Source organism: Rhizobium sp. YJ-22 (assembly GCF_029601685.1).
Lineage (GTDB): Bacteria > Pseudomonadota > Alphaproteobacteria > Rhizobiales > Rhizobiaceae > Metarhizobium.
This window is the reverse complement of record NZ_JARRIR010000001.1, coordinates 426,130-445,706: the sequence shown is the minus strand read 5'-3', so window position 1 is coordinate 445,706 and position 19,577 is coordinate 426,130. Positions and strand designations below refer to the sequence as shown.

General features: G+C 63.9%; 14 protein-coding genes and 1 tRNA gene. 10 read left to right on the top strand and 5 right to left on the bottom strand.

From position 1 onward, the window contains the following. Nucleotides 1-68: 68 nt before the first annotated feature. Nucleotides 69-2,597, top strand: a complete 2,529-nt coding sequence (locus P7F60_RS02095) for a methyl-accepting chemotaxis protein (protein ID WP_277916039.1) — start codon at nt 69-71, stop codon at nt 2,595-2,597. Nucleotides 2,598-2,773: 176 nt separating this feature from the next. On the opposite strand, the gene P7F60_RS02090 is transcribed toward P7F60_RS02095, so the two are convergent. Beyond that, the gene (locus P7F60_RS02090) at nt 2,774-3,013 is read right to left on the bottom strand and encodes a hypothetical protein (RefSeq protein ID WP_277916038.1); all 240 of its coding nucleotides are present in this window, start codon (nt 3,011-3,013) and stop codon (nt 2,774-2,776) included. A 140-nt stretch (nt 3,014-3,153) separates the two neighbouring features. Continuing rightward, the gene (aceA, locus tag P7F60_RS02085; RefSeq protein WP_277916037.1) at nt 3,154-4,443 is read right to left on the bottom strand and encodes an isocitrate lyase; all 1,290 of its coding nucleotides are present in this window, start codon (nt 4,441-4,443) and stop codon (nt 3,154-3,156) included. Nucleotides 4,444-4,676: 233 nt separating this feature from the next. On the opposite strand from aceA, the gene P7F60_RS02080 reads away from it, so the two are divergent. The 5 genes from P7F60_RS02080 to P7F60_RS02060 all read left to right on the top strand — a co-directional run bounded on the left by P7F60_RS02080 (nt 4,677) and on the right by P7F60_RS02060 (nt 10,427). Next, a complete protein-coding gene (locus P7F60_RS02080) occupies nt 4,677-6,095 on the top strand; it encodes a short-chain fatty acyl-CoA regulator family protein (RefSeq protein WP_277916036.1) in 1,419 nt (472 codons plus the stop codon). 225 nt (nt 6,096-6,320) lie between these two features. Beyond that, complete coding sequence (locus tag P7F60_RS02075) at nt 6,321-7,418, top strand: polyamine ABC transporter substrate-binding protein (protein ID WP_277916035.1); 1,098 nt, start codon at nt 6,321-6,323, stop codon at nt 7,416-7,418. Nucleotides 7,419-7,529: 111 nt separating this feature from the next. Then, the gene (locus tag P7F60_RS02070; RefSeq protein ID WP_277916034.1) at nt 7,530-8,687 is read left to right on the top strand and encodes an ABC transporter ATP-binding protein; all 1,158 of its coding nucleotides are present in this window, start codon (nt 7,530-7,532) and stop codon (nt 8,685-8,687) included. 10 nt (nt 8,688-8,697) lie between these two features. After that, on the top strand, nt 8,698-9,615 hold the full coding sequence (locus P7F60_RS02065) for an ABC transporter permease subunit (protein ID WP_277916033.1): 918 nt from the start codon (nt 8,698-8,700) through the stop codon (nt 9,613-9,615). Next, the gene (locus P7F60_RS02060; RefSeq protein ID WP_277916032.1) at nt 9,612-10,427 is read left to right on the top strand and encodes an ABC transporter permease; all 816 of its coding nucleotides are present in this window, start codon (nt 9,612-9,614) and stop codon (nt 10,425-10,427) included. Before P7F60_RS02065 ends, P7F60_RS02060 begins: the two co-directional genes overlap by 4 nt. 54 nt (nt 10,428-10,481) lie before the next feature. On the opposite strand, the gene P7F60_RS02055 is transcribed toward P7F60_RS02060, so the two are convergent. Both P7F60_RS02055 and P7F60_RS02050 read right to left on the bottom strand, forming a co-directional pair. Further along, the gene (locus P7F60_RS02055; RefSeq protein ID WP_277916031.1) at nt 10,482-12,359 is read right to left on the bottom strand and encodes an AsmA-like C-terminal region-containing protein; all 1,878 of its coding nucleotides are present in this window, start codon (nt 12,357-12,359) and stop codon (nt 10,482-10,484) included. A 412-nt stretch (nt 12,360-12,771) separates the two neighbouring features. Further along, the gene (locus P7F60_RS02050) at nt 12,772-16,539 is read right to left on the bottom strand and encodes an ATP-binding protein (protein ID WP_277916030.1); all 3,768 of its coding nucleotides are present in this window, start codon (nt 16,537-16,539) and stop codon (nt 12,772-12,774) included. Between the two features lie 232 nt (nt 16,540-16,771). Here P7F60_RS02050 and P7F60_RS02045 point away from each other — a divergent pair, with 232 nt between their 5' ends. The 3 genes from P7F60_RS02045 (at nt 16,772) to P7F60_RS02035 (ending at nt 18,369) form a co-directional block, all read left to right on the top strand. Then, complete coding sequence (locus tag P7F60_RS02045; protein ID WP_277916029.1) at nt 16,772-17,215, top strand: phasin; 444 nt, start codon at nt 16,772-16,774, stop codon at nt 17,213-17,215. 132 nt (nt 17,216-17,347) lie between these two features. After that, nucleotides 17,348-17,424: transfer RNA gene (locus P7F60_RS02040), tRNA-His, on the top strand. 285 nt (nt 17,425-17,709) lie between these two features. Beyond that, nucleotides 17,710-18,369: an MT-A70 family methyltransferase gene (locus P7F60_RS02035; protein WP_277916028.1), complete on the top strand. Its 660-nt coding sequence runs from the start codon at nt 17,710-17,712 to the stop codon at nt 18,367-18,369. 8 nt (nt 18,370-18,377) lie between these two features. On the opposite strand, the gene P7F60_RS02030 is transcribed toward P7F60_RS02035, so the two are convergent. Continuing rightward, the gene (locus tag P7F60_RS02030) at nt 18,378-19,181 is read right to left on the bottom strand and encodes a BglII/BstYI family type II restriction endonuclease (RefSeq protein ID WP_277916027.1); all 804 of its coding nucleotides are present in this window, start codon (nt 19,179-19,181) and stop codon (nt 18,378-18,380) included. Here P7F60_RS02030 and P7F60_RS02025 point away from each other — a divergent pair. Next, nucleotides 19,131-19,493, top strand: a complete 363-nt coding sequence (locus P7F60_RS02025) for a hypothetical protein (RefSeq protein ID WP_277916026.1) — start codon at nt 19,131-19,133, stop codon at nt 19,491-19,493. The genes P7F60_RS02030 and P7F60_RS02025 overlap by 51 nt on opposite strands. The last annotated feature ends 84 nt before the right edge of the window (nt 19,494-19,577 follow it).

Below are 19,577 nucleotides of genomic sequence, written 5' to 3'. Positions count from 1 at the left end.
GGCTGCGAGCAACGGGCGCGTAGGATGTCTGGGAAGGGAAAGCGGATGCAGGACAAGGTGAGGGCGCGATGATCGACAAGGTTCTTTCCCGCTTCAAGATCAAGACAAAGGTGGTGCTGTTCGTGCTGCCCTTCGTCATCTCGATCTCGGCCGTCGGCCTGACGGGGCTCTATGCCTCCGGCATGCTGCAGAGCCGCATGGAGATTTCCAACAACGTGCTGCAGTCGCTGACCGGCTTCAAGGAATTGTATGCCTCTCTGGATGCCTTCCTGAAGGACACGACCGAGGCCAACCGTGACAAGGTGCATGCCGATCTCGCCGATCAGGCAGCGGTTCTTGCGGTCACGCGCGGTCAGATCGGCGCGGGCGGCGTCGGCGCCGGCACGCTCGACGAGGCCGTGCAGCACGTCAATGTCGTCGACGGCATCGTGCAGAAGCTCTGGACGCTGAAATCGCAGCAGAACGACACCACCGCCGCCATCGACAAGGTGCGCCAGGAGGTGATCAACCGCCGCATCGCCGTCACCATGGCCGTCAACCAGATGGATCAGTCGATCCGCGCCGACGAAGGCAAGGCCAAGGCCGTGCTGCGCGACGCCGACAACCTGTGGAAGGGCGGCGACTATCTTGCCACCTTCGGCAACGATTTCCGCAACGTCTTCAATCCCGATGCCAAGCTGAAGCTGGTCGGCGAGCGCATGTCCGATCTTGGCCGTTACCAGCGCTCCGTCTCCGCCTCGCTGCCGCCGACCAAGAAGAATCTCGGTCAATCGCTGGAAACCACGGTCAAGGCGCTCGACGCCGCGCTCGGCGCCACGGACAAGCCGGTCGAGGACCGCGCCGCCGAAATCGGCAATCTCGTGTCCCGCTTCATGCAGACGTCGTCGCAACTCCAGCTCGTCGCCCAGGCCAAGGCGCGCGAGGCGACCCGCATCTTCGGCTCTATCGACCAGCGCGTCGTCACCGCGCAATCGATCCTCTCCGATACGCGCCAGCTCGTCGAAGCGGTGTACACGCTGGAATCGATCACCGGAAAATTCCTCAATGACCGCTCATCCGGCAACCTGACGCTGCTGAAGAACGCGGCCAGCGATGTCGCCGGCGCCATCGCCGTTCTCGGCGGCAATGCCTCCGACCTCGATTTCTACCGCGACCTCTCCGGCACCACCATGCCGCAGGTCAACAGCCTGCATAAGCTCGCCGACCAGCTCATCGCCATCGACGCCGAGCGCGAAGAGCAGTTCAAGGCCTCGCGCGTCGAGATCGACGCCATCTGGAACGGCTTGACCGCCTTTGCCGAATTGCAGAAGCAGACCGCCGGCAACGAGCGCCAGGAGGCGAACGGCATCTCCATCCTCGCCACTGCGCTCGGCATCATCCTCGCCATCTCCGGCGGCATCGCGCTGGTGCTGACCCTGCAGCGTCCGATCGGTCAGATCACCGGCGCCATGCGCCGTCTGGCCGAAGGCCGCCTCGACACCAGCATTTCCGGCGAGGCCCGCGGCGACGAGATCGGCGACATGGCGCGCGCGCTCGGCATCTTCAAGGAGAACGCGCTCGCCAAGATCCGCATCGAGGCCGAAGGCGAGCAGCAGCGCAGCGAAGCCGACGACGAGCGTCGCCGCAACGATGCCGAGAAGCAGGAGATCGACCGCCAGATCGGCTTCGCCGTCGATCAGCTCGCCGCCGGCCTCGGCCGTCTCGCCCAGGGCGACATCTCGACCACCATCGACACGCCGTTCACCGGCCGGCTGGAGCGCCTGCGCCAGGACTTCAACCAGTCGCTGGCCCGCCTGCAATCGACCATCAGCCGCATCAGCGACAATGTGCGGATGATCCAGGGCAACGGCAACCAGATGGCCTATTCGGCCGAGGATCTGTCGAAGCGCACCGAGCAGCAGGCCGCCTCGCTGGAGGAAACCGCCGCCGCCGTCGAAGAGATCACCGTCACGGTGCGCTCCTCGGCCGAGCGAGCCCGCGAGGCCGACGCCATCGTGCGCGACACCAAGCGCAGCGCCGACGATTCCGCCGTCGTGGTCGGCGACGCCATCCAGGCGATGCAGCGCATCGAGGATGCCTCGCGCCATATCGAGCAGATCATCGACGTCATCGACGAAATCGCCTTCCAGACCAACCTCCTGGCGCTGAATGCCGGCATCGAGGCGGCGCGCGCTGGCGAAGCCGGCAAGGGCTTTGCGGTCGTGGCGCAGGAAGTGCGCGAACTCGCCCAGCGCTCGGCCTCGGCCGCGCAGGAAATCAAGAGCCTGATCGACAAGTCGTCCGCCGAAGTCTCCAGCGGCGCGCGCCTGGTGCAGCAGACCGGCGAGGTTCTGACCCGCATCGGCCAGCAGATCGCCACGATCAGCCAGCATGTCGAGACCATCTCGACGGCGGCGCAGGACCAGTCGCGAGCGCTCGCCGAAGTCAACGGCTCCGTCAACCAGATGGACCAGATGACCCAGAAGAACGCCGCCATGGTCGAGGAAACCACCGCCGCCAGCCGCGAACTCGCCAACGAGGCCGATGCGCTCCTGGCGCTGGTCAGCCAGTTCAAGCTCGGCACCGCCCTCCACGGCCAGGTTGCCCGCGCCGCCTGAGCGGCCGGCATCGACACAAGCAAAAAGCCGCGCATCGGAGGGTGCGCGGCTTTGCGTCAAATCGGGTGCGGCCCCTGGATTTTGCCGCGCGTCCCTGCTTCAAAAAAACACCGAAACCCGGATGGCCTCTCCAAATCCGGGTTTCGGGTTGTGCGCCGCCGCCGGACAGGGCGGTATCAGGCGCCTTTCTGGGTCACGATGACCGGGATCATCAGGTCGCCCCAATTGCCCTCGCCGCTATGGTGGCGGCCGGAGCGGACGAGTTCGACGGAGACGCCGGCCTCGACGGCCTTCATGATCGAATGGTTGAGCCGGTGCAGGTCATTGGCCAGCATGCGGATGGCGGCCTGCTGATCGTCGCTCATGGCCGACGACTGTTCTTCGGCACGCTCTTTGACGCGGGTCTGGACGTTCATGGCATTTCTCCTCTAGCGGGGTTCTTGATGGGTTTTTTCACGCAATTCCGGACGCAAAACCGCTTCACACTTTTGCTGGAATTGCTTTGACTGATGATCTTGGGGGAGGGCTGCGGGAGGGACGCTCCCGCAGCGATGTCTTATTCTGCGGCCGGGAGGAACTGTTCGTGCTCGGTCGATTCATGCATTGCGGTCGTCGAGGACTGGCCGCCGGTGATCGCCATGGAGACGGCGTCGAAATAGCCGGTGCCGACTTCGCGCTGGTGCTTGGTGGCGGTGTAGCCGTTGGCCTCGGCGGCGAATTCCGCTTCCTGAAGTTCCGAATAGGCGGCCATCTGGCGATCCTTGTAGCCGCGTGCGAGTTCGAACATGCCGTAGTTCAACTGGTGGAAACCGGCGAGCGTGATGAACTGGAACTTGTAGCCCATCGCACCCAGCTCGCGCTGGAACTTGGCGATCGTCGCGTCGTCGAGGTTCTTCTTCCAGTTGAACGACGGCGAGCAATTATAGGCGAGCAACTTGCCCGGATGCGCCTTGTGGACGGCTTCCGCGAACTTGCGCGCCTGTTCGAGGTCGGGCTTGCCGGTTTCCATCCAGATCAGGTCGCAATGCGGCGCGTAGGCGATGGCGCGCGCGATGCAGGGCTCGATGCCGTTCTTGACCTGGTAGAAACCTTCGACCGTGCGGCCCTTGTCCCGGTCGACGAAGGGCTGGTCGCGCTCGTCGATATCGGAGGTCAAGAGCTTGGCCGCTTCGGCGTCGGTGCGGGCGACGATCAGCGTCGACGTGCCCATGACGTCGGCGGCCAGGCGCGCGGCATCGAGGTTGCGGATATGGGCCGCGGTCGGGATCAGAACCTTGCCGCCGAGATGGCCGCACTTCTTTTCCGATGCGAGCTGGTCTTCGAAGTGAACGCCGGCAACGCCCGCCTCGATGAAGGCCTTCATGATCTCGAAGGCATTGAGCGGACCGCCGAAGCCGGCTTCCGCGTCCGCGACGATCGGTGCGAACCAGGTATCGACGGAAAGGCCGTTGCCTTCGGCGGTCTCGATCTGGTCGGCGCGCTGCAGCGTGCGGTTGATGCGCTTGGCCAGTTCCGGTGCGGCGTTTGCCGGGTAGAGCGACTGGTCGGGATACATGGCGGACGCCGTATTGGCGTCTGCGGCAACCTGCCACCCGGAGAGATAGATCGCCTTCAGGCCGGCGCGGACCATCTGCATGGCCTGGTTGCCCGAGAGCGCGCCGAGCGCGTTGACGAAGTCTTCCTCATGAATGAGCTTCCAGAGACGGTTCGCGCCGTTTTCCGCCAGCGTGTAGCGGATCTGGACCGAGCCGCGCAGCTTCTCGACCGTCTCGGCTGTATAAGGGCGCTGGATTCCGTCGAACCGGCCTTTCGGCGCGCTGGGGACGAGGTTGTAAAAATCGGTCATAATGCTGTTTCCTTCTGGCGGTGAGAGCGTTTGCGGTCATTGCTGCGTCGGCTCTTGATGTGACTGAATTTACATTGCGTCGCAAAATACACCAGAAAAATAACGTAAATCGTCGCTGGAAACGGGTTATCTTGTCTTGCCTGTGACAGGTGGGCGGTGTAAATTTGTAAAAACTGTAAATCCGCATCTCGGACCGTTCCTGTCGAGACTGTGACAAAGGGCTGAAAAGACCCATGGCTGAAAACAAGATCTTCGCCGGCCCGCGCGTGCGCCGCATCCGCAACAGCCTCGGCTTGACGCAGACGGCGATGGCCGAGGCGATCGGCATCTCGCCCTCCTATCTCAACCTCATCGAGCGCAACCAGCGGCCGCTCACCGTCCAGCTCCTGTTGAAACTCGCCTCCGTCTACAAGGTCGATCTCGACGCGCTGCAGGGCGAGGCCGGCGGCGGCATGGCGGCGCTGAAGGAAGTGTTTTCCGATCCGCTGCTCTCGGGCGAGGTGCCGGGCGAGCAGGAGCTTCTCGAACTCTCCGAAGCCGCCCCCAATGCCGCCGGCGCCGTGGTGAAACTCTACCGTGCCTATCGCGAGCAGGCGGCGCGGCTGACCGATCTCTCCGAGCTCCTCGCCCGCGAGGGCCATGTGACGGCTCTGTCGGCGGCGCGCCTGCCGGCGGATGAGGTGCGCGACCTGCTGGAGCGCCGGCCGCATTATTTCGGCCTGATCGAGGAGGCGGCCGAAACCTTCTATGCCGGCCTGCTGGCCGGCGAGGAACGGGGTGCTGCGCTGAAAACCTGGCTGCGCAGCCAGCACGGCATTGCCGTGCGCAGCCTGCCGGCCCATGCCATGCCGACGCTGCGGCGGCGCTACGACCGCCATTCCATGCGGCTGTTCCTGTCGGAGCGCCTGTCGCCGGCCGACCAGTTGCGCGAGATCGCCGCCGAAACCTGCCTGCTCGCCTTTCCCGAGGCGATCAATGCCGAACTGGAGGCTCTGTCGCCCTCGACCTCGGAGGCGCGGCGCATCGCCCGTTTCGCGCTGGCGCGCTATGCCGCCCATGCGCTGATCATGCCCTATGACGCCTTTCTCTCGGCGGCACAGCGCCTGCGCTACGATGTCGAGGCGCTTGCCGCCCGCTTCCAGGTGTCCTACGAGCAGGCGGCGACGCGGATGACGACGCTGGCGCGGCCGGGGGCCGCCGGCATTCCCTTTTTCCTGATGGAGATCGACACTGCCGGCAACCGGCTGCGCCGCGCCGGCGCGCAAGGCTTTCCGCAGGCGCGTTTCGGCGGACAATGTCCGCGGCTTTCCGTCCATGCCGCCTTCGCGCAAGCCGGCCAGGTGCTGGCCGAGGCGGTGGAACTGCCCGATGGCGCCGTTTTCCTGACGGTGTCGCGGACGCTGGAAGGCCCGATGGCCGGTTTCGGCGAGCGCCTGCGCCGCACGGCGCTGCTTCTGGGATGCGATCTGAGCCATCGCGACGAGGTGGTCTACGGACAGGCCGCCCCCGCCGGAATCCGGCCGGTGCCGGTCGGCAGCGCCTGCCGCTTCTGTGAGCGTCAGGGTTGTCTGTCGCGCGCCGAGCCCCCCGTCACCCGTCCGCTCGGCCTCGACGAGATGGTCGCGGGCCTCAGCGTCTTCGATTTTCAGTAGAGGCCCGTGTGACGCGCGCCCAGACCGGTTTCCGTTCCATGCATGCTGCGAACGGGTTATGGTCTTTCCATGTTCCGAAGAAAAACGAAACACGTTCGCGTTAACTCTTGCAGAAAATTAGCAATTTCCGCTTGTCGAGCTGCCGGTTCCTTGTTTAGTCTGCCGCAAAAACAAGAGACGGGAACGGGGCAGGTGCTCGCCCGATTGTCCGAACAGGAGATTTTCATGAAGTCCACATTGCTTCGCATGACCGCTGCGGCCTGCTGCTCGGTTGTCCTTTCCGGCCCTGTTCTGGCCCAGGAAAAGGTCGTGCACGTCTACAACTGGTCCGATTATATCGATTCCTCGATCCTTGAAGATTTCACCAAGGAAACCGGCATCAAGGTCGTCTACGACGTCTTCGACAGCAACGAACTGCTGGAGACCAAGCTGCTGGCCGGCGGCTCGGGGTATGACGTGGTCGTGCCGACCGCGCCCTTCCTCGCCCGCCAGATCCAGGCCGGCGTCTTCCAGAAGCTCGACAAGTCGAAACTGCCGAACCTCTCCAACATGTGGCCCGAGGTGATGGAGCGGCTGGCGAAATACGATCCCGGTAACGAATATGCCGTCAACTATATGTGGGGCACGACCGGCATCGGCTACAATGTCGAGAAGGTCAAGGCAGCCCTCGGCGACGTGCCCGTCGACAGCTGGGACATCCTGTTCAAGCCGGAGAATGCCGAGAAGCTGAAGGCCTGCGGCATCAATATTCTCGATGCCTCCGACGAGACCTTCGCCATCGCGATGAACTACATCGGCAAGAACCCCGACAGCAAGGAAACGGCCGATCTGGAGGCCGGCGGCGAGGTTTATGCCAAGATCCGCCCCAATGTGAAGACCTTCAACTCGTCCGCCTATATCGACGAACTGGCCAATGGCGACAGCTGCATCAGCATCGGCTGGTCGGGTGACGTGCTGCAGGCCAAGAACCGCGCCGTCGAAGCCAAGAACGGGGTGAACGTCAATTTCGTCATCCCCAAGGAAGGCACCTATATGTGGTTCGACAATCTGGCGATCCCGGCCGATGCCAAGAATGTCGAGGAGGCGCACGCCTTCATCAACTACCTGATGAAGCCAGAGGTCATCGCCAAAGCGTCCAACTATGTCCAGTATGCCAACGGCAACCTGGCCTCGCAGAAATTCATCGACGAATCGGTCCTCAAGAATCCGTCCGTCTATCCGAGCGAGGAGATGATGAAGAAACTCTTCACCATCTCCCCCTACGGCCCGCGCGAGCAGCGCGTGCTGAACCGGATCTGGACGCAGATCAAGACAGGAAGCTGAGACAGCAAACGAAAACGGGGCGTTATCGCCCCGTTTTTTTCATGTCCGCCCGCTTGCCGGGCCAATCCCAAAAACTCGACAACGACAAAGCAGACACGACTGGAGCGGGGAATGGCGAAATCTCTTGGACCTGTGAAACGAAAATTCACGCCATGGACCGACCCCGGAGCCCAGCCTTTCATCCGCTTCGAGAACATCACCAAGCGTTTCGGCAATTTCGTCGCTGTCGACAACCTGACCCTCGATATCTACGAGAAGGAATTCTTCTCGCTTCTCGGCCCCTCCGGCTGCGGCAAGACCACGCTGATGCGCATGCTCGCCGGCTTCGAGGAGCCGACCGAAGGCCGCATCCTGCTGCAGGGCAAGGATATTTCCGGCGTGCCGCCCTATCGCCGCCCCACTAACATGATGTTCCAGTCCTATGCGCTCTTCCCGCATATGTCGGTGGAGAAGAACATCGCTTTCGGCCTGGAGCAGGACAAGCTGCCCAAGGGCGAGATCGAGACCCGCGTGCAGGAAATGCTGAAGCTGGTGAAGCTGGAGCAGTTCGCCAGGCGCAAGCCAAGCCAGCTTTCCGGCGGCCAGCGCCAGCGCGTGGCGCTCGCCCGCTCGCTCGCCAAGCGCCCCAAGGTGCTGCTGCTCGACGAGCCGCTCGGCGCGCTCGACCGCAAGCTGCGCGAGGAAACCCAGTTCGAACTGATGGACATCCAGCATACGCTCGGCCTCACCTTCCTGATCGTCACCCATGACCAGGAAGAGGCGATGACCGTTTCCGACCGCATCGCGGTGATGGACAAGGGCATTATCGTGCAGGTGGCGACGCCGGCGGAAATCTACGAGGCGCCGAACAGCCGTTACGTCGCCGACTTCATCGGCGACATCAACCTAGTCGAGGGCAAGGTGGTCTCGACCAGCGCCGCCGCCGGCCAGGCCGGCCGGCTGGCGCTCGATTGCGACGGCCTGAAGGTCGCCGTCGAGCAGGAATGCCCGGCACTCGCCGGCAATACGGTCGCCTTCGCCATCCGTCCGGAAAAAGTGCGCATCAGCCTCGACACGCCGGCCCAGACGGATGTCAACGCCGTGCGCGGCGAGGTCTGGGATATCGGCTATCTCGGCGATTTCTCGCTGTTCCTGGTGCGCACCGAGGATGGGCGCGTGCTGCGCGCGGCGCAGGCCAACGTCTCGCGCCTCGTCGACCGGCCGATCACCTTCGGCGACCAGGTCTGGCTGCACTGGTCGGCGGATGCCGGCCTCGTGCTGACGCGATAGGGGGCGGGCCATGTCGCAAGCTTCCGCCACATCGCCCGGAAAGGCCCGCTGGCTCGTCGTCGCCGTGCCCTATGTCTGGCTGATCCTCTTCTTCCTGATGCCCTTCGTCATCATTGTGAAGATCTCGCTGTCGGACACGGCGATTTCCATGCCGCCCTATACGCCCGTCTTCCAGGGCTTTTCGACGCTGCGCGATTTTATCTCGCAGCTCGATTTCGACAATTATCTCTTCCTGACCGAAGATCCGCTCTATGCGGAGGCTTATCTGTCGTCGCTGCGCGTCGCCGTGGTCTCGACTCTGCTGCTGCTGCTGGTCGGCTATCCCATGGCGCTGTGCATGGCGCGCGCCAACCATGGTATCCGCCCGACGCTGGTGATGCTGGTCATCCTGCCGTTCTGGACCTCCTTCCTGATCCGCGTCTATGCCTGGATCGGCATTCTCAAGCCCGAAGGGCTGCTGACGCTGCTGCTGCAGAGCCTGCATCTCTACGGTCCCGACGAGCAGGTGCAGATCTTCCGCACCCAGACGGCCGTCTATATCGGTATCGTCTATTCCTACCTGCCCTTCATGGTTCTGCCGCTCTATTCTGCGCTGGAAAAGCTCGACGGGACGCTGCTGGAAGCCGCCAACGATCTCGGCTGCCCGCCGTGGAAGGCCTTCTGGAAGATCACCTTCCCGCTGTCGCTGCCGGGCGTCATCGCCGGCTCGATGATCTGCTTCATCCCGATCACGGGTGAATTCGTCATTCCCGACCTGCTCGGCGGCGCGCAGACGCTGATGATCGGCAAGACGCTGTGGACCGAATTCTTCGGCAACCGAGACTGGCCGCTGGCGTCGGCCGTGGCGGTCATCCTGCTGATCGTGCTGGTCATCCCCATCGTCATCTTCCAGAACCAGCAGCGCAAGGCGGAAGGAGGCAAGGCATGAAGCCCGGCCGTTTCGATGCGACCGTTCTGACGATCGGTTTCGCCTTCCTCTATATCCCGATCCTCATCCTGGTGATCTATTCCTTCAACGCCTCGAAGCTGGTGACCGTCTGGGGCGGTTTTTCCACGCAGTGGTATCAACAGATGTGGCACAATGAGGCGCTGATGGATGCAGCCTGGGTGACGATCCGCGTCGCCGTGCTGTCGGCAAGCATCGGCACCGTGCTCGGCACGCTGGCGGCGCTGGCGCTGGTGCGTTTCGTGCGCATCCCGGCGCGCATGCTGTTTTCGGCGATGATCTATGCGCCGCTGGTCATGCCGGAGGTCATCACCGGCCTGTCGCTGCTGCTGCTGTTTGTCGCCGTCGGCGTCGATCGCGGTTTCTGGACGGTGGTGATCGCGCATACGACCTTCACCATGTGTTATGTGGCGATCGTCGTGCAGTCGCGTCTCGTCACCTTCGACCGCAGCCTGGAAGAGGCGGCGCTCGATCTCGGCTGCCCGCCGGTGAAGACCTTCTTCGCGATCACCCTGCCGCTGATCATGCCGGCCGTGGTCGCCGGTTGGATGCTGGCCTTCACCCTGTCGCTGGACGATCTCGTCATCGCCAGCTTCACCACGGGGCCGGGGGCCACGACGCTGCCGATCAAGATCTACAGCCAGGTGCGTCTCGGCGTCACGCCGGAGATCAACGCAGCCTGTACGCTGTTGATCGGCATCGTCACCATCGGCGTCATCATCGCCTCGGTCGCCACCAAGCGCCGCGAATACCAGCGCCAGCGCGACGAGCATCTGGCGACGACGGCGGCGTAGGCATGTCGCGCAAAAGTGTGCAGCGGTTTGCGCGACATGCGTAATAAATAAGACTCAAGGTTCGCCGTTGCGAAAGGTCGAGACCGGCGAGATCACCGGATCGGGCCAGGAGCCGCCGGCGAAGAATTGCAGCGCGGCTTGCGATGTATCCGTGGCTGGCGGTTTCCAGGTGCCGGCCAGCGCCATGCCGCTGGTGCCGTAGGGCACCATGCCCGTCAGCGTCAGGATGCCGTGACGGCCGCCGATCCGCGCATTGCGGATCTCGGCCGAGCCCTTGGCAAACTCGGCTTTGATCTCGGCGGTGTCGAAATCGAGATCGCCGCCGCTGGCATCGCTGATGCGGAAGAAGGGTTTCGTACCCGCCAGTGTGCGGAAGGCGGCCGCATCGAGCCGCGGAATCGTGCCGGAGGTGACATAGAGTTTGGCCGAGCCGGAGACGTCGGTGGCGGTGGTCTCCCAGAGCGGCCGGCTGGTGCTGAGGTCGACATCGAGCGAGCCGGTGCCCAGGGGAAGCGGTCCGGATATCGCCAGTTTTTCAGCCGCCGCCGCCAGATCGGCGTCGCGAATGGTGACGTCGAGATCGCCGCCGCCGCCGATCCCGCGCGTCGTACCGAAATGGGCGATGAGTTGCCCGCCCTCGAATTCGCTGTCGCCGATGTCGAAACTGGTCTTGCCGCCGCCGGAGAGGATGCTGGCGCCGATGTGGCGCGCCTCCAGTGGCCCGAAGCTGGCGGTCTGCGCCGAAAGCCGGAGGTCGATGTCCACCTGCTCGATCAGGCCGTTGCCCTCGGGGGCGGGATGCGGGCGCGCGCCGTTCGGCAGGGTGATCGACAATGCCGAGAGCGCCGAACGGATGTCCATCTGGTTGAAGGCGAGCGTGCCGGTCAGCTTCGGTGCCTTGCCGGCGTTGACGTTGAATTCCAGCGCCCCGGTAGCGCTGGTCTGGTCTATGGTGAAGCTCAGATTGTTGAGGCGCACGCCGCCACCGCTGGCGAGTATATTGCAGGTCAGCGACGCCGCTTTCAGATGCGTCGCCGCCGGCAACTGCGCGCCGCGCCAGGCGAGCAGCCCTGGAATATCCGGTGTGCTGAGTTCGACCGCGCCGGCGAGATAGGCTTCCTGCGCCAGGTTGGCGACACCCTCGAAGCGCCCGGAGAGCGTCTGCGATTGCAGCTTGACCATCAGGTTGCCGTTCTGCCCGGCAAGCAGCATCAGCGGCTGCGACGAGGCGAGGTCGAGCTTGACGTCCTGGTTGCCGAGCCGCGCCAGCACATAGGCCTTGGCGGGGTCGCCAAGCCGGGGCCAGTCGATATCGGCGCTGATGCCGCCGAGCGTGACGCGGCCGCCGAAGGCATCGTCGATATCGAGCGTGCCGTCTTCCACCGTCAGGGCGCCGATGCTGGGATTGAAGGTCGCATCAAGGGTCTGGGTGCCGTCAGGCCCCGGCCGGACCGCGGAGAGCGCCGCGCCGAACAGACCGCGCCCGGCCCAGGCAAGCGCGCCCTTTTCATCGCGCCGGAGATAGAGATGTGGCCGCTGGAAGCGAAAATTGTTGAATTTCAGATTGCCGACGAGCGCCTTCACCAGGTTGAAAGAGGCCGACATGCTGTCGATATGCGCCACCCGGCGCGGCGGGTCGGCGGTGGGATCCTCGATGGTCACGTCGGCGAGCGTGATGCGCGGGTTCGGCCAGAACACCACCTGCGGCGCGCCGTCGATGACCGCCTGATGGCCCGTCCATTGCGAGATCGCCCGCTCGATGCCGTTGCGCACCAGCCCTGTGGAGATGATGAAGGGGGCGGCGACGCGCGCCAGCACGAATGCGAAGGCCAGCACCCCGATGGCGACGACCGCCGCCGACACCAGCTTGCGCCAGAAGCGGCGGAACCAGTTCAGGAGCTTGCGCGGACGGCGGATGCGAAATTCGGTCATGGCTCGGCACGCTTGTGATAATCCGTTCCCGGTCGCTTCGTCGCGGAGGTAACGGATTTGTGACATCGACGCAAATATGGCGCACCCGGCATTGCCGCCACCGCCCTTATCATGCGCTGCAACAGGATATAGAGCCACATATCCCCCGGCGGAAGGGAGGATCGCCCGTGAAACCGGCGCAAGCCCCAGAAATCACGGGGGAAAGATGGCCTCGCGCGGTAACCTTTCGTTAATTTGCCAGGGTCCAAGGTGGCTTCACTTGGGGCCGCCCGATGACAGGGTGGCAGGGGCCTTTACCGGCTCCCGTGGCATGACGCATATCGGCTCAGGCTCTTGTTTTGAACAGCATTACCTCCACACAGGCGCCTTCGGGCGCCTTCTTTTTTGCCGGGTCGCCGTTTTGCTGCGCCGTCTATTCGGCAAGCACGCGCGGGGGAGGGAAGGTGACTTCCACCAGCGTGCCCTCGTTCGGCGCGGAATTGATCGAGAACTGCGCCCGATTGGCATCGACCATCGCCTTGGTCAGCGGCAGGCCAAGGCCGGTGCCGTCGCCGCGCTTGCGCGTGCCGGTCGTCACCTGCCGGAAGGGTTTCATCGCCTGTTCCAGCTCCGAGCGCGTCATGCCGACGCCGGTATCGCGGATGCGCAGCACGACGCTGCCATTCGCCTCGTAGGAGGTCGAGACGACGATCTGCCCGCCCGACGGCGTGAAACGGATGGCGTTGGACAGGATGTTGAGCGCGATCTGCTTGATCGAGCGCAGGTCGGCGACCACGTTCGGCACCGTCGTCGCCAAGGCCGTGCGGATGATCACCCGCTGGCCGTTGGCCTGCGGCTGCACCAGCGCCACGGCTTCCGAGACGGTTTCGTTGAGACCGACAGAGGTGAAATCGAGATCCATCTCTCCCGCCTCGATCTTGGAAATGTCGAGCAAATCGTTGACGATGTCGAGCACATGCCGACCCGAGCGGCCGATATCATTGGCATATTCGATATAGCGGGGATGGCCGATGGAGCCGAAGCGCTCCGTCGCCATCATGTCGGAAAAGCCGATGATGGCATTGAGCGGCGTCCGGATCTCATGGCTGACGCGGGCGAGGAAATCGCTCTTGTGGGCGTTGGCTGTCTCGGCGGCGCGCTTGGCGTTGCGCAGCTCGTCCTCAGTGCGTTTCCATTGGGTGATGTCGCGGATGACGGCGCAGTAACCGTCCGAGGCGCTGAGCCGGCCCATCGTCATGAACAGCGGAATGAAGCCGCCCGAGGCTTCGCGGCCAATCACCTCGCGCCCGTCGTTCAACACGCTGGCGACGCCATGGCCGGAGAGAGCGTTGAGATAATCGAGCACCGACTTCTGGCTCTCATGGGCAAACAGCATGACGAACGGCTTGCCGCCGGTTTCGGCATTGTCGTAGTTGAACAGGGCGCTGGCCGAGCGGTTCATCGAGCGGATCGTATGGTCGCAATCGAGGATGACCACGCCATCGGTCGCCGTCTCCAGCACGGAGCGCAGTTCCTCGACCTCGCCCTTCAGCTTTTCAAGCTGGTCGCTGGCGGGTTCACCGTCTTGCGAAGTCGGGAGGATGTCAGCCAGTTCGGCCTCTTCCGGAGCAGGGACGGCCTCGTCCATGTCGACTTCTGTTTCCGCTTCCGCCGGCAATTCGGGTTCGACCGCATCGAGGACTGTTTCCGGCTCGGCGTCCGTCGGTTCCGGCGCGTTGACTGCCGACTCGGACGGAACGGTCTTCGGCGCCTCCGCCGCGACAGGTGCTTCGGGCATCTCGTCAACGATGTCGGGCTGCGGCGCGGGTTCGAGCGCGCCGGTTTCAGGCAGCGCCGGCATCGGCATATCGATCGGCATCAGCGCCAGCATCAGCGCATGGCCCTGCTGCCAGCGCACCGATTGCAGCTTCGCCGTCACCCGCACCAGTTCGTCATCGGCGCGCAGCAGGGTGAGGCCGCCATTGGCATGGCCGAGATCCTCGCGCTGCAGCAGTGCGTCGAGTCCGCCGACCTCGATCAGTTCGGCGAGCGAGGAATAGCCGGTCAGGGCGAGGAAGGCAGGATTGGCATGCATCAGCCGGTCGCCGGCATGGATCAGCATCGGCACCGCCAGGTCGTCGATCTCGGCCGGCGTCAGCCCTTCGTTCATCTGCGAGCGCGGCGGCACCAGGCCGGCGAGCGCGTCAAGGCTGGCGGCCTCGCCGTCGATCTCGGCTTCGGGCTCCACAGTGGTCTCTTCGTCCACGAAAGGGGTCTCGTCCATACTCTCGTCGGGGATGGTTTCGACGGGCTGGATTTCGTCTTCCAGGACCGGGGTTTCCACCTGCGCTTCCGTCGGCGGCTCCGTTCCGGCGTCCTGCGGCGGCTGCGTCAAGGTCTCCAGTCGGCGGGCGATTTCGCGGAAGGCGGCCTGCTCGCCGGCGGTCAGCGGCTCGCCGCGGGCGCGGCGCTCCTCCAGCATCACAACCTTGTCGGACTGGCGGCGATTGGCCGTTTCGCTGATTTTTAGCGCCGGGATCTCGCCCCAGGGCATGCGCATGAAGCTCTGTTCAGTGCCTTCGGTTTCCGGCGCGCCATCGTCCTCCGGCTCCGGGTTCTCCTCGCGCACGGTGTCCACCAGAAGAGCGTCGGGTTCGATTTCGGTCGGCAGGCCGGCTTCCGCTGATGGCTCGGGCAGCGGCGTGGCTTCGTCCGTCGCTTGCGGTTCGGCCGGTTCGACGGGTGCGGCGAGATCGGCGAGCCAGTCGGAGGCGGGCGCACTGCCGGCCAGGGTCACGCCGAGTTCGAGCGGATCCGGCACGGCATCGGCGGGGCGCACGATGCCGAAGCCGCGAAACCCGTCGAATTCGCGGTTGCGGGTATATGTCGGCAGGGCGGCGAGATCGACCGGGACACGCAGGCTCGTGCCTTCGACCGGCCAAAGGATGGTCTTGCCCGACCAGGTGTCGCGCTTGCCGAGCAGTTCGGCGATAGTGCCGTCGGGATCGAGCTGGAACAGGTGGGCGATATCGGTGAAGGCAGCGCCGCGCACCGAGGCTGCATGCGGGCCGACCGCTTTGGCGAATTCGCCCGATACGTCGCTGAACCGTCCCTCCGCATCGATCTTCCAGACGAAACGAATGGCGCGTGCAGCAGGATTGAAGACGAAGCCGTTTTCCGATGGGGCAAATGAGCGGAGCGGGGCCGGGGTTTCGACCGGCTCGCGTGCGACCCCGGCGGCAACTTCGGGACCAGCGGCGGAGGGAACCTCCGGCGCGGACTCGACCATCTCCTGCTGGGCTTCGGCGTCCGAGACGGTCTCGGGCTCCGCCGTCAGCGGCGCGACAGGCGCCTCGGCGAGCGCCACCGGTTCGTCCATATCTTCGGTGTCTTCCTCGACCTCGACGATGCCGGAGACGGCGTCGAGCGCTGCGTCCAGCGAATCGGCCGCCGGCATTGCCGGTTCCGGTTGAAGCGGAGCAGGCGCCGGCCTGGCGGGCGTCGGGGCAAAATCCTCGGTCGGATCGAGATTGCCGATCACCATCTCGACGACGAAAAGAAGGTTGAGGCCCGGCTCGTCCGAGAGGCGGCCGATGGCGGCGGGCAGGTAGCCGCGCCCGGTGGGAATCGGCCGCTTCATCAGCCGGTCGGGATGGTGGCCGACCATGGTCACCAGCATATGGGCGGTATGGCTGGTGACGCCGAGCGAGGCGAAGCCCTTGGAGGCGGCGACGATCTCACCGTCGCCGCCGAGCACCGCCATATGGGTATCGTCGTCGTCGAAACCCTCGAGCATTTGCCGGGCGCGTTCGGCGAGCGGCAGTGGTTCGGCGCACAGCGGAACGGAAAACAGCACGGCCGGCTCCCCCGCCGGCGTCGAAATGCGCTCGACATGGGCCTGCACGCCGAGACGGCGGAACCCTTGCGCGATGCGGATGGTCAGAGACCGCCGGTCGCCGTCCTCGGTCAATTGACGCGCGCTCGCCTCGACCTGACGGAAGGTAACGTCGTGCCCGTTCGGGCCTTCCTCCAGAAAATCGTAGATCGCAGCATTGCCGAACAGCCGGGCGCCAGCACCGTTCGCCCACAGGACATGGTCCAGGCCGGCGCTGAACAGGACGATGGCTTCGCCGCGCGCGAATCCGTCTCTGACCCGTTCATGGACGGCAATATCGATGAAGGGATACTGGACTGCGGGCATGACGATACCTGTAACGCGCCGGGGTGTCGGAAATATGGTGTTTAACGGATTTTTAATACTCCCGCAGCCGGTGCCCGGTCCAGTCGCCGGCCGCTGTTCCGTTAAACAAGGTTAATGCATTGTGCGTTGCAAAATCATGTTGCAATGCACAATAAAATGATCTATATGATCCTCATAACGACCGATAAGCCCGGCCGAACGGGTATCCCAGCGAAACAACAAGGAGCGTGCCATGACCAAGACCAACGACGTATTCTCTTTCTCCTCCATCGACCCGTCCAAGTTCACCGACAGCTTCCGCGAATTCGCCGAAAAGGGCGTCTCGCAGTCCAAGGACGCCTTCGCCAAGATGAAGACCGCTGCCGACGAAGCCGCCAAGACTGTCGAAGCCACTGTTCAGACGGCCCAGGCCGGTTCGATCGACCTCGGCCTGAAGGCCATCGACGCCCTGCGCACCAATGCCGAAAACTCGCTCTCGCACATGGAAGCCCTGCTCGGCGTCAAGTCGGTCTCCGAGTTCTTCGAACTGCAGACCGCCTTCCTGCGCAAGCAGGCCGAAGTCGCCGTCGAGCAGACCAAGGCCATGCAGGCCGCCACCCGTAGCCTGGCTGAAACCGTCTCCAAGCCGGCCAAGGACGCTGCCGAAAAGGCGATCAACGGCTTCAAGGCCAACTGATCCTCCTTCCCTCCACCTTGACGATGCGGCCGGGCTTTTTAGCCCGGCTTTGCATTAAATCTGCATCAGGGACTTGCAAATCCCGAAAACTCGCCGTATGTGACGGTCCAACGGCGCCGGCAGGCGTTCTGTGCGGTTGTAGCTCAGTTGGTTAGAGCGCAGGTTTGTGGCACCTGAGGTCGGAGGTTCGAGACCCCCCAACCGTACCATTTCCCCTTGAAGGCGATATTCCCTTTCTCGACACGCTGTTGAGCGGTTTTCCTCGTTTACCGTCTGAGTTTTTCCTTCCCGATCCGGCTTGACTTTGGTTTGTCTTGGAACAAAATAAGAACAAATCACGCAAAGAGTCAAGCCGGCAAAGGAAGGGCAGCAAGTTGGGGACGCGGGAAATTGGAGAGGGACGGGGGCTTGCGAGTCTGCTATGCAGGTCGCGCGCCAGAACGACATACGGACCCTGTCCCGATGTAGCCGGCGCCGAAACGATCGGAGACCGGATGCTCGACAAGGCCGAAGCCGAAAACCTGCCGGCGGACGATTTCCGCAAGTTCGTGGACGGACGCCGCTTCGCGACGATCATGGCCGATCCGCCATGGCAGTTCGTCAACCGCACCGGAAAGGTCGCGCCCGAGCACAAGCGCCTGTCGCGCTACGGCACCATGGCGTTGCCCGACATCATGGCGCTGCCCGTGGCCGAAGCCTGCGCCGCCACTGCCCATCTCTATCTCTGGGTGCCGAACGCGCTGCTGCCGGAAGGCCTTGAGGTGATGCGCGCCTGGGGGTTCCAGTACAAGGCCAATATCGTCTGGCACAAGGTGCGCAAGGACGGCGGCTCGGACGGACGCGGCGTCGGCTTCTATTTCCGCAACGTTACCGAAATCATCCTGTTCGGCACGCGCGGGAAAAATGCCCGCACGCTGCCGCCGGGGCGTTCGCAGGTGAACTACATTTCCTCGCGCAAGCGTGAGCATTCGCGTAAACCCGACGAGCAATATCCGCTGATCGAAAGTTGCTCGCCAGGCCCTTATCTGGAAATGTTCGGCCGCGGCGTGCGTCCCGGCTGGGCGACCTGGGGCAACCAGGCGGATGCGGATTACGAACCCTCGTGGAAGACCTACGCCTATAATTCCGCCAGCGACCAGATCGCCGCAGAGTAAGCGGAAGCTTACAGAAACGGCAGGATTCCGTCGCGCGCCATCGCCTCTTCCCGGTCTGCGATCTCTTCCAGCGATAGGCCTTCGCCGAAGGTGACGATGCGCGCCGGCAGGCCGATCAGCACCAGCGGGCAGGGATTGCCGACGCCGCGATGCACGCGGTCCTCCAGCTTGCTCCAATGGGTGGTGGCGGCGCCGAACTTGTCGCTGACGAACAGCGACGACCAGGCATCAGCGAACTGGCCGCCGGCGGCGACCCGCTTGTCCACCGCCTTCTTCTGGCGCGGCGTGCGCGTCATGCCGAGCGCCTCGAGATCGGCATTGCAGCCGATCTTGCGGTCACGGGCGAAGCGCATCACCATGGCGCGCATCTCGTCCTGCATCGAGGTGCCGCGCGTCACGATGATGCCGACAGAGATGGCGCCATCGGCATGCAGTCGCTTGAAGTTTTCGAGATCGCGGTCGAAGAAGGGATCCTTGTTGTTCCACTCGATCTCCAGCGCGATGACGCCGTTTGCGAAACGCTTGACATGATCGATCTCGTGCGAGATTGCCTCGCGCGCCACGCCGTTGATGCGTTTCTCGACGACGAAATTCATCTTGGTCCAGCCGATATCGGCAAGCCCGCGCCGCAGCCGCTGCGTCCCTTGCGTCTCGCCGCCGCCCGAGCCGATGATCTCCTCGATCGGGATGGTCAGCCCGCCGATCACCCGCTCCAGCTCCGCCACCGCGTCGGGAAAATCGACGCTGAGGATCGCCTGCGCATGCGAGTGGATTTCGATCTGGAAGCCGAGGGTTTTGAGCGTGTCGAACATGGGGCTCCGCCGGAGTATTTCCAGGAAAAGGATGAAACGGTTTTCCGTCCGAACATCCGTAAGGGTTGGTTTTTGATTCGTCGTCCGCCAGTTAAGGCCATCCGCTGGCGAATGCGCAGCGATTTCGACGTCGGCGGGCGCGACCGTCCGGTTTCGCGACGCACCGGCGGCGATCTCGTCGGTTCTGTCGCGAATTGGAACGGCCCAGGCGAGCGCGCCCGCTGTCGATCCCTGCACCGCAGGACTTCGCCATTCGCCGTCAACCTTTCCTTTACCAATGCCGGGCCGGGCCGGGCATATTTTAGCGATTGATTCAGGATTCCCCCGTAACGGTTGAGTTGAGATTGCAGACCCGGCGGACATGAGGTCGGCTGGTGCAGAAAAACGGGGTTTGCA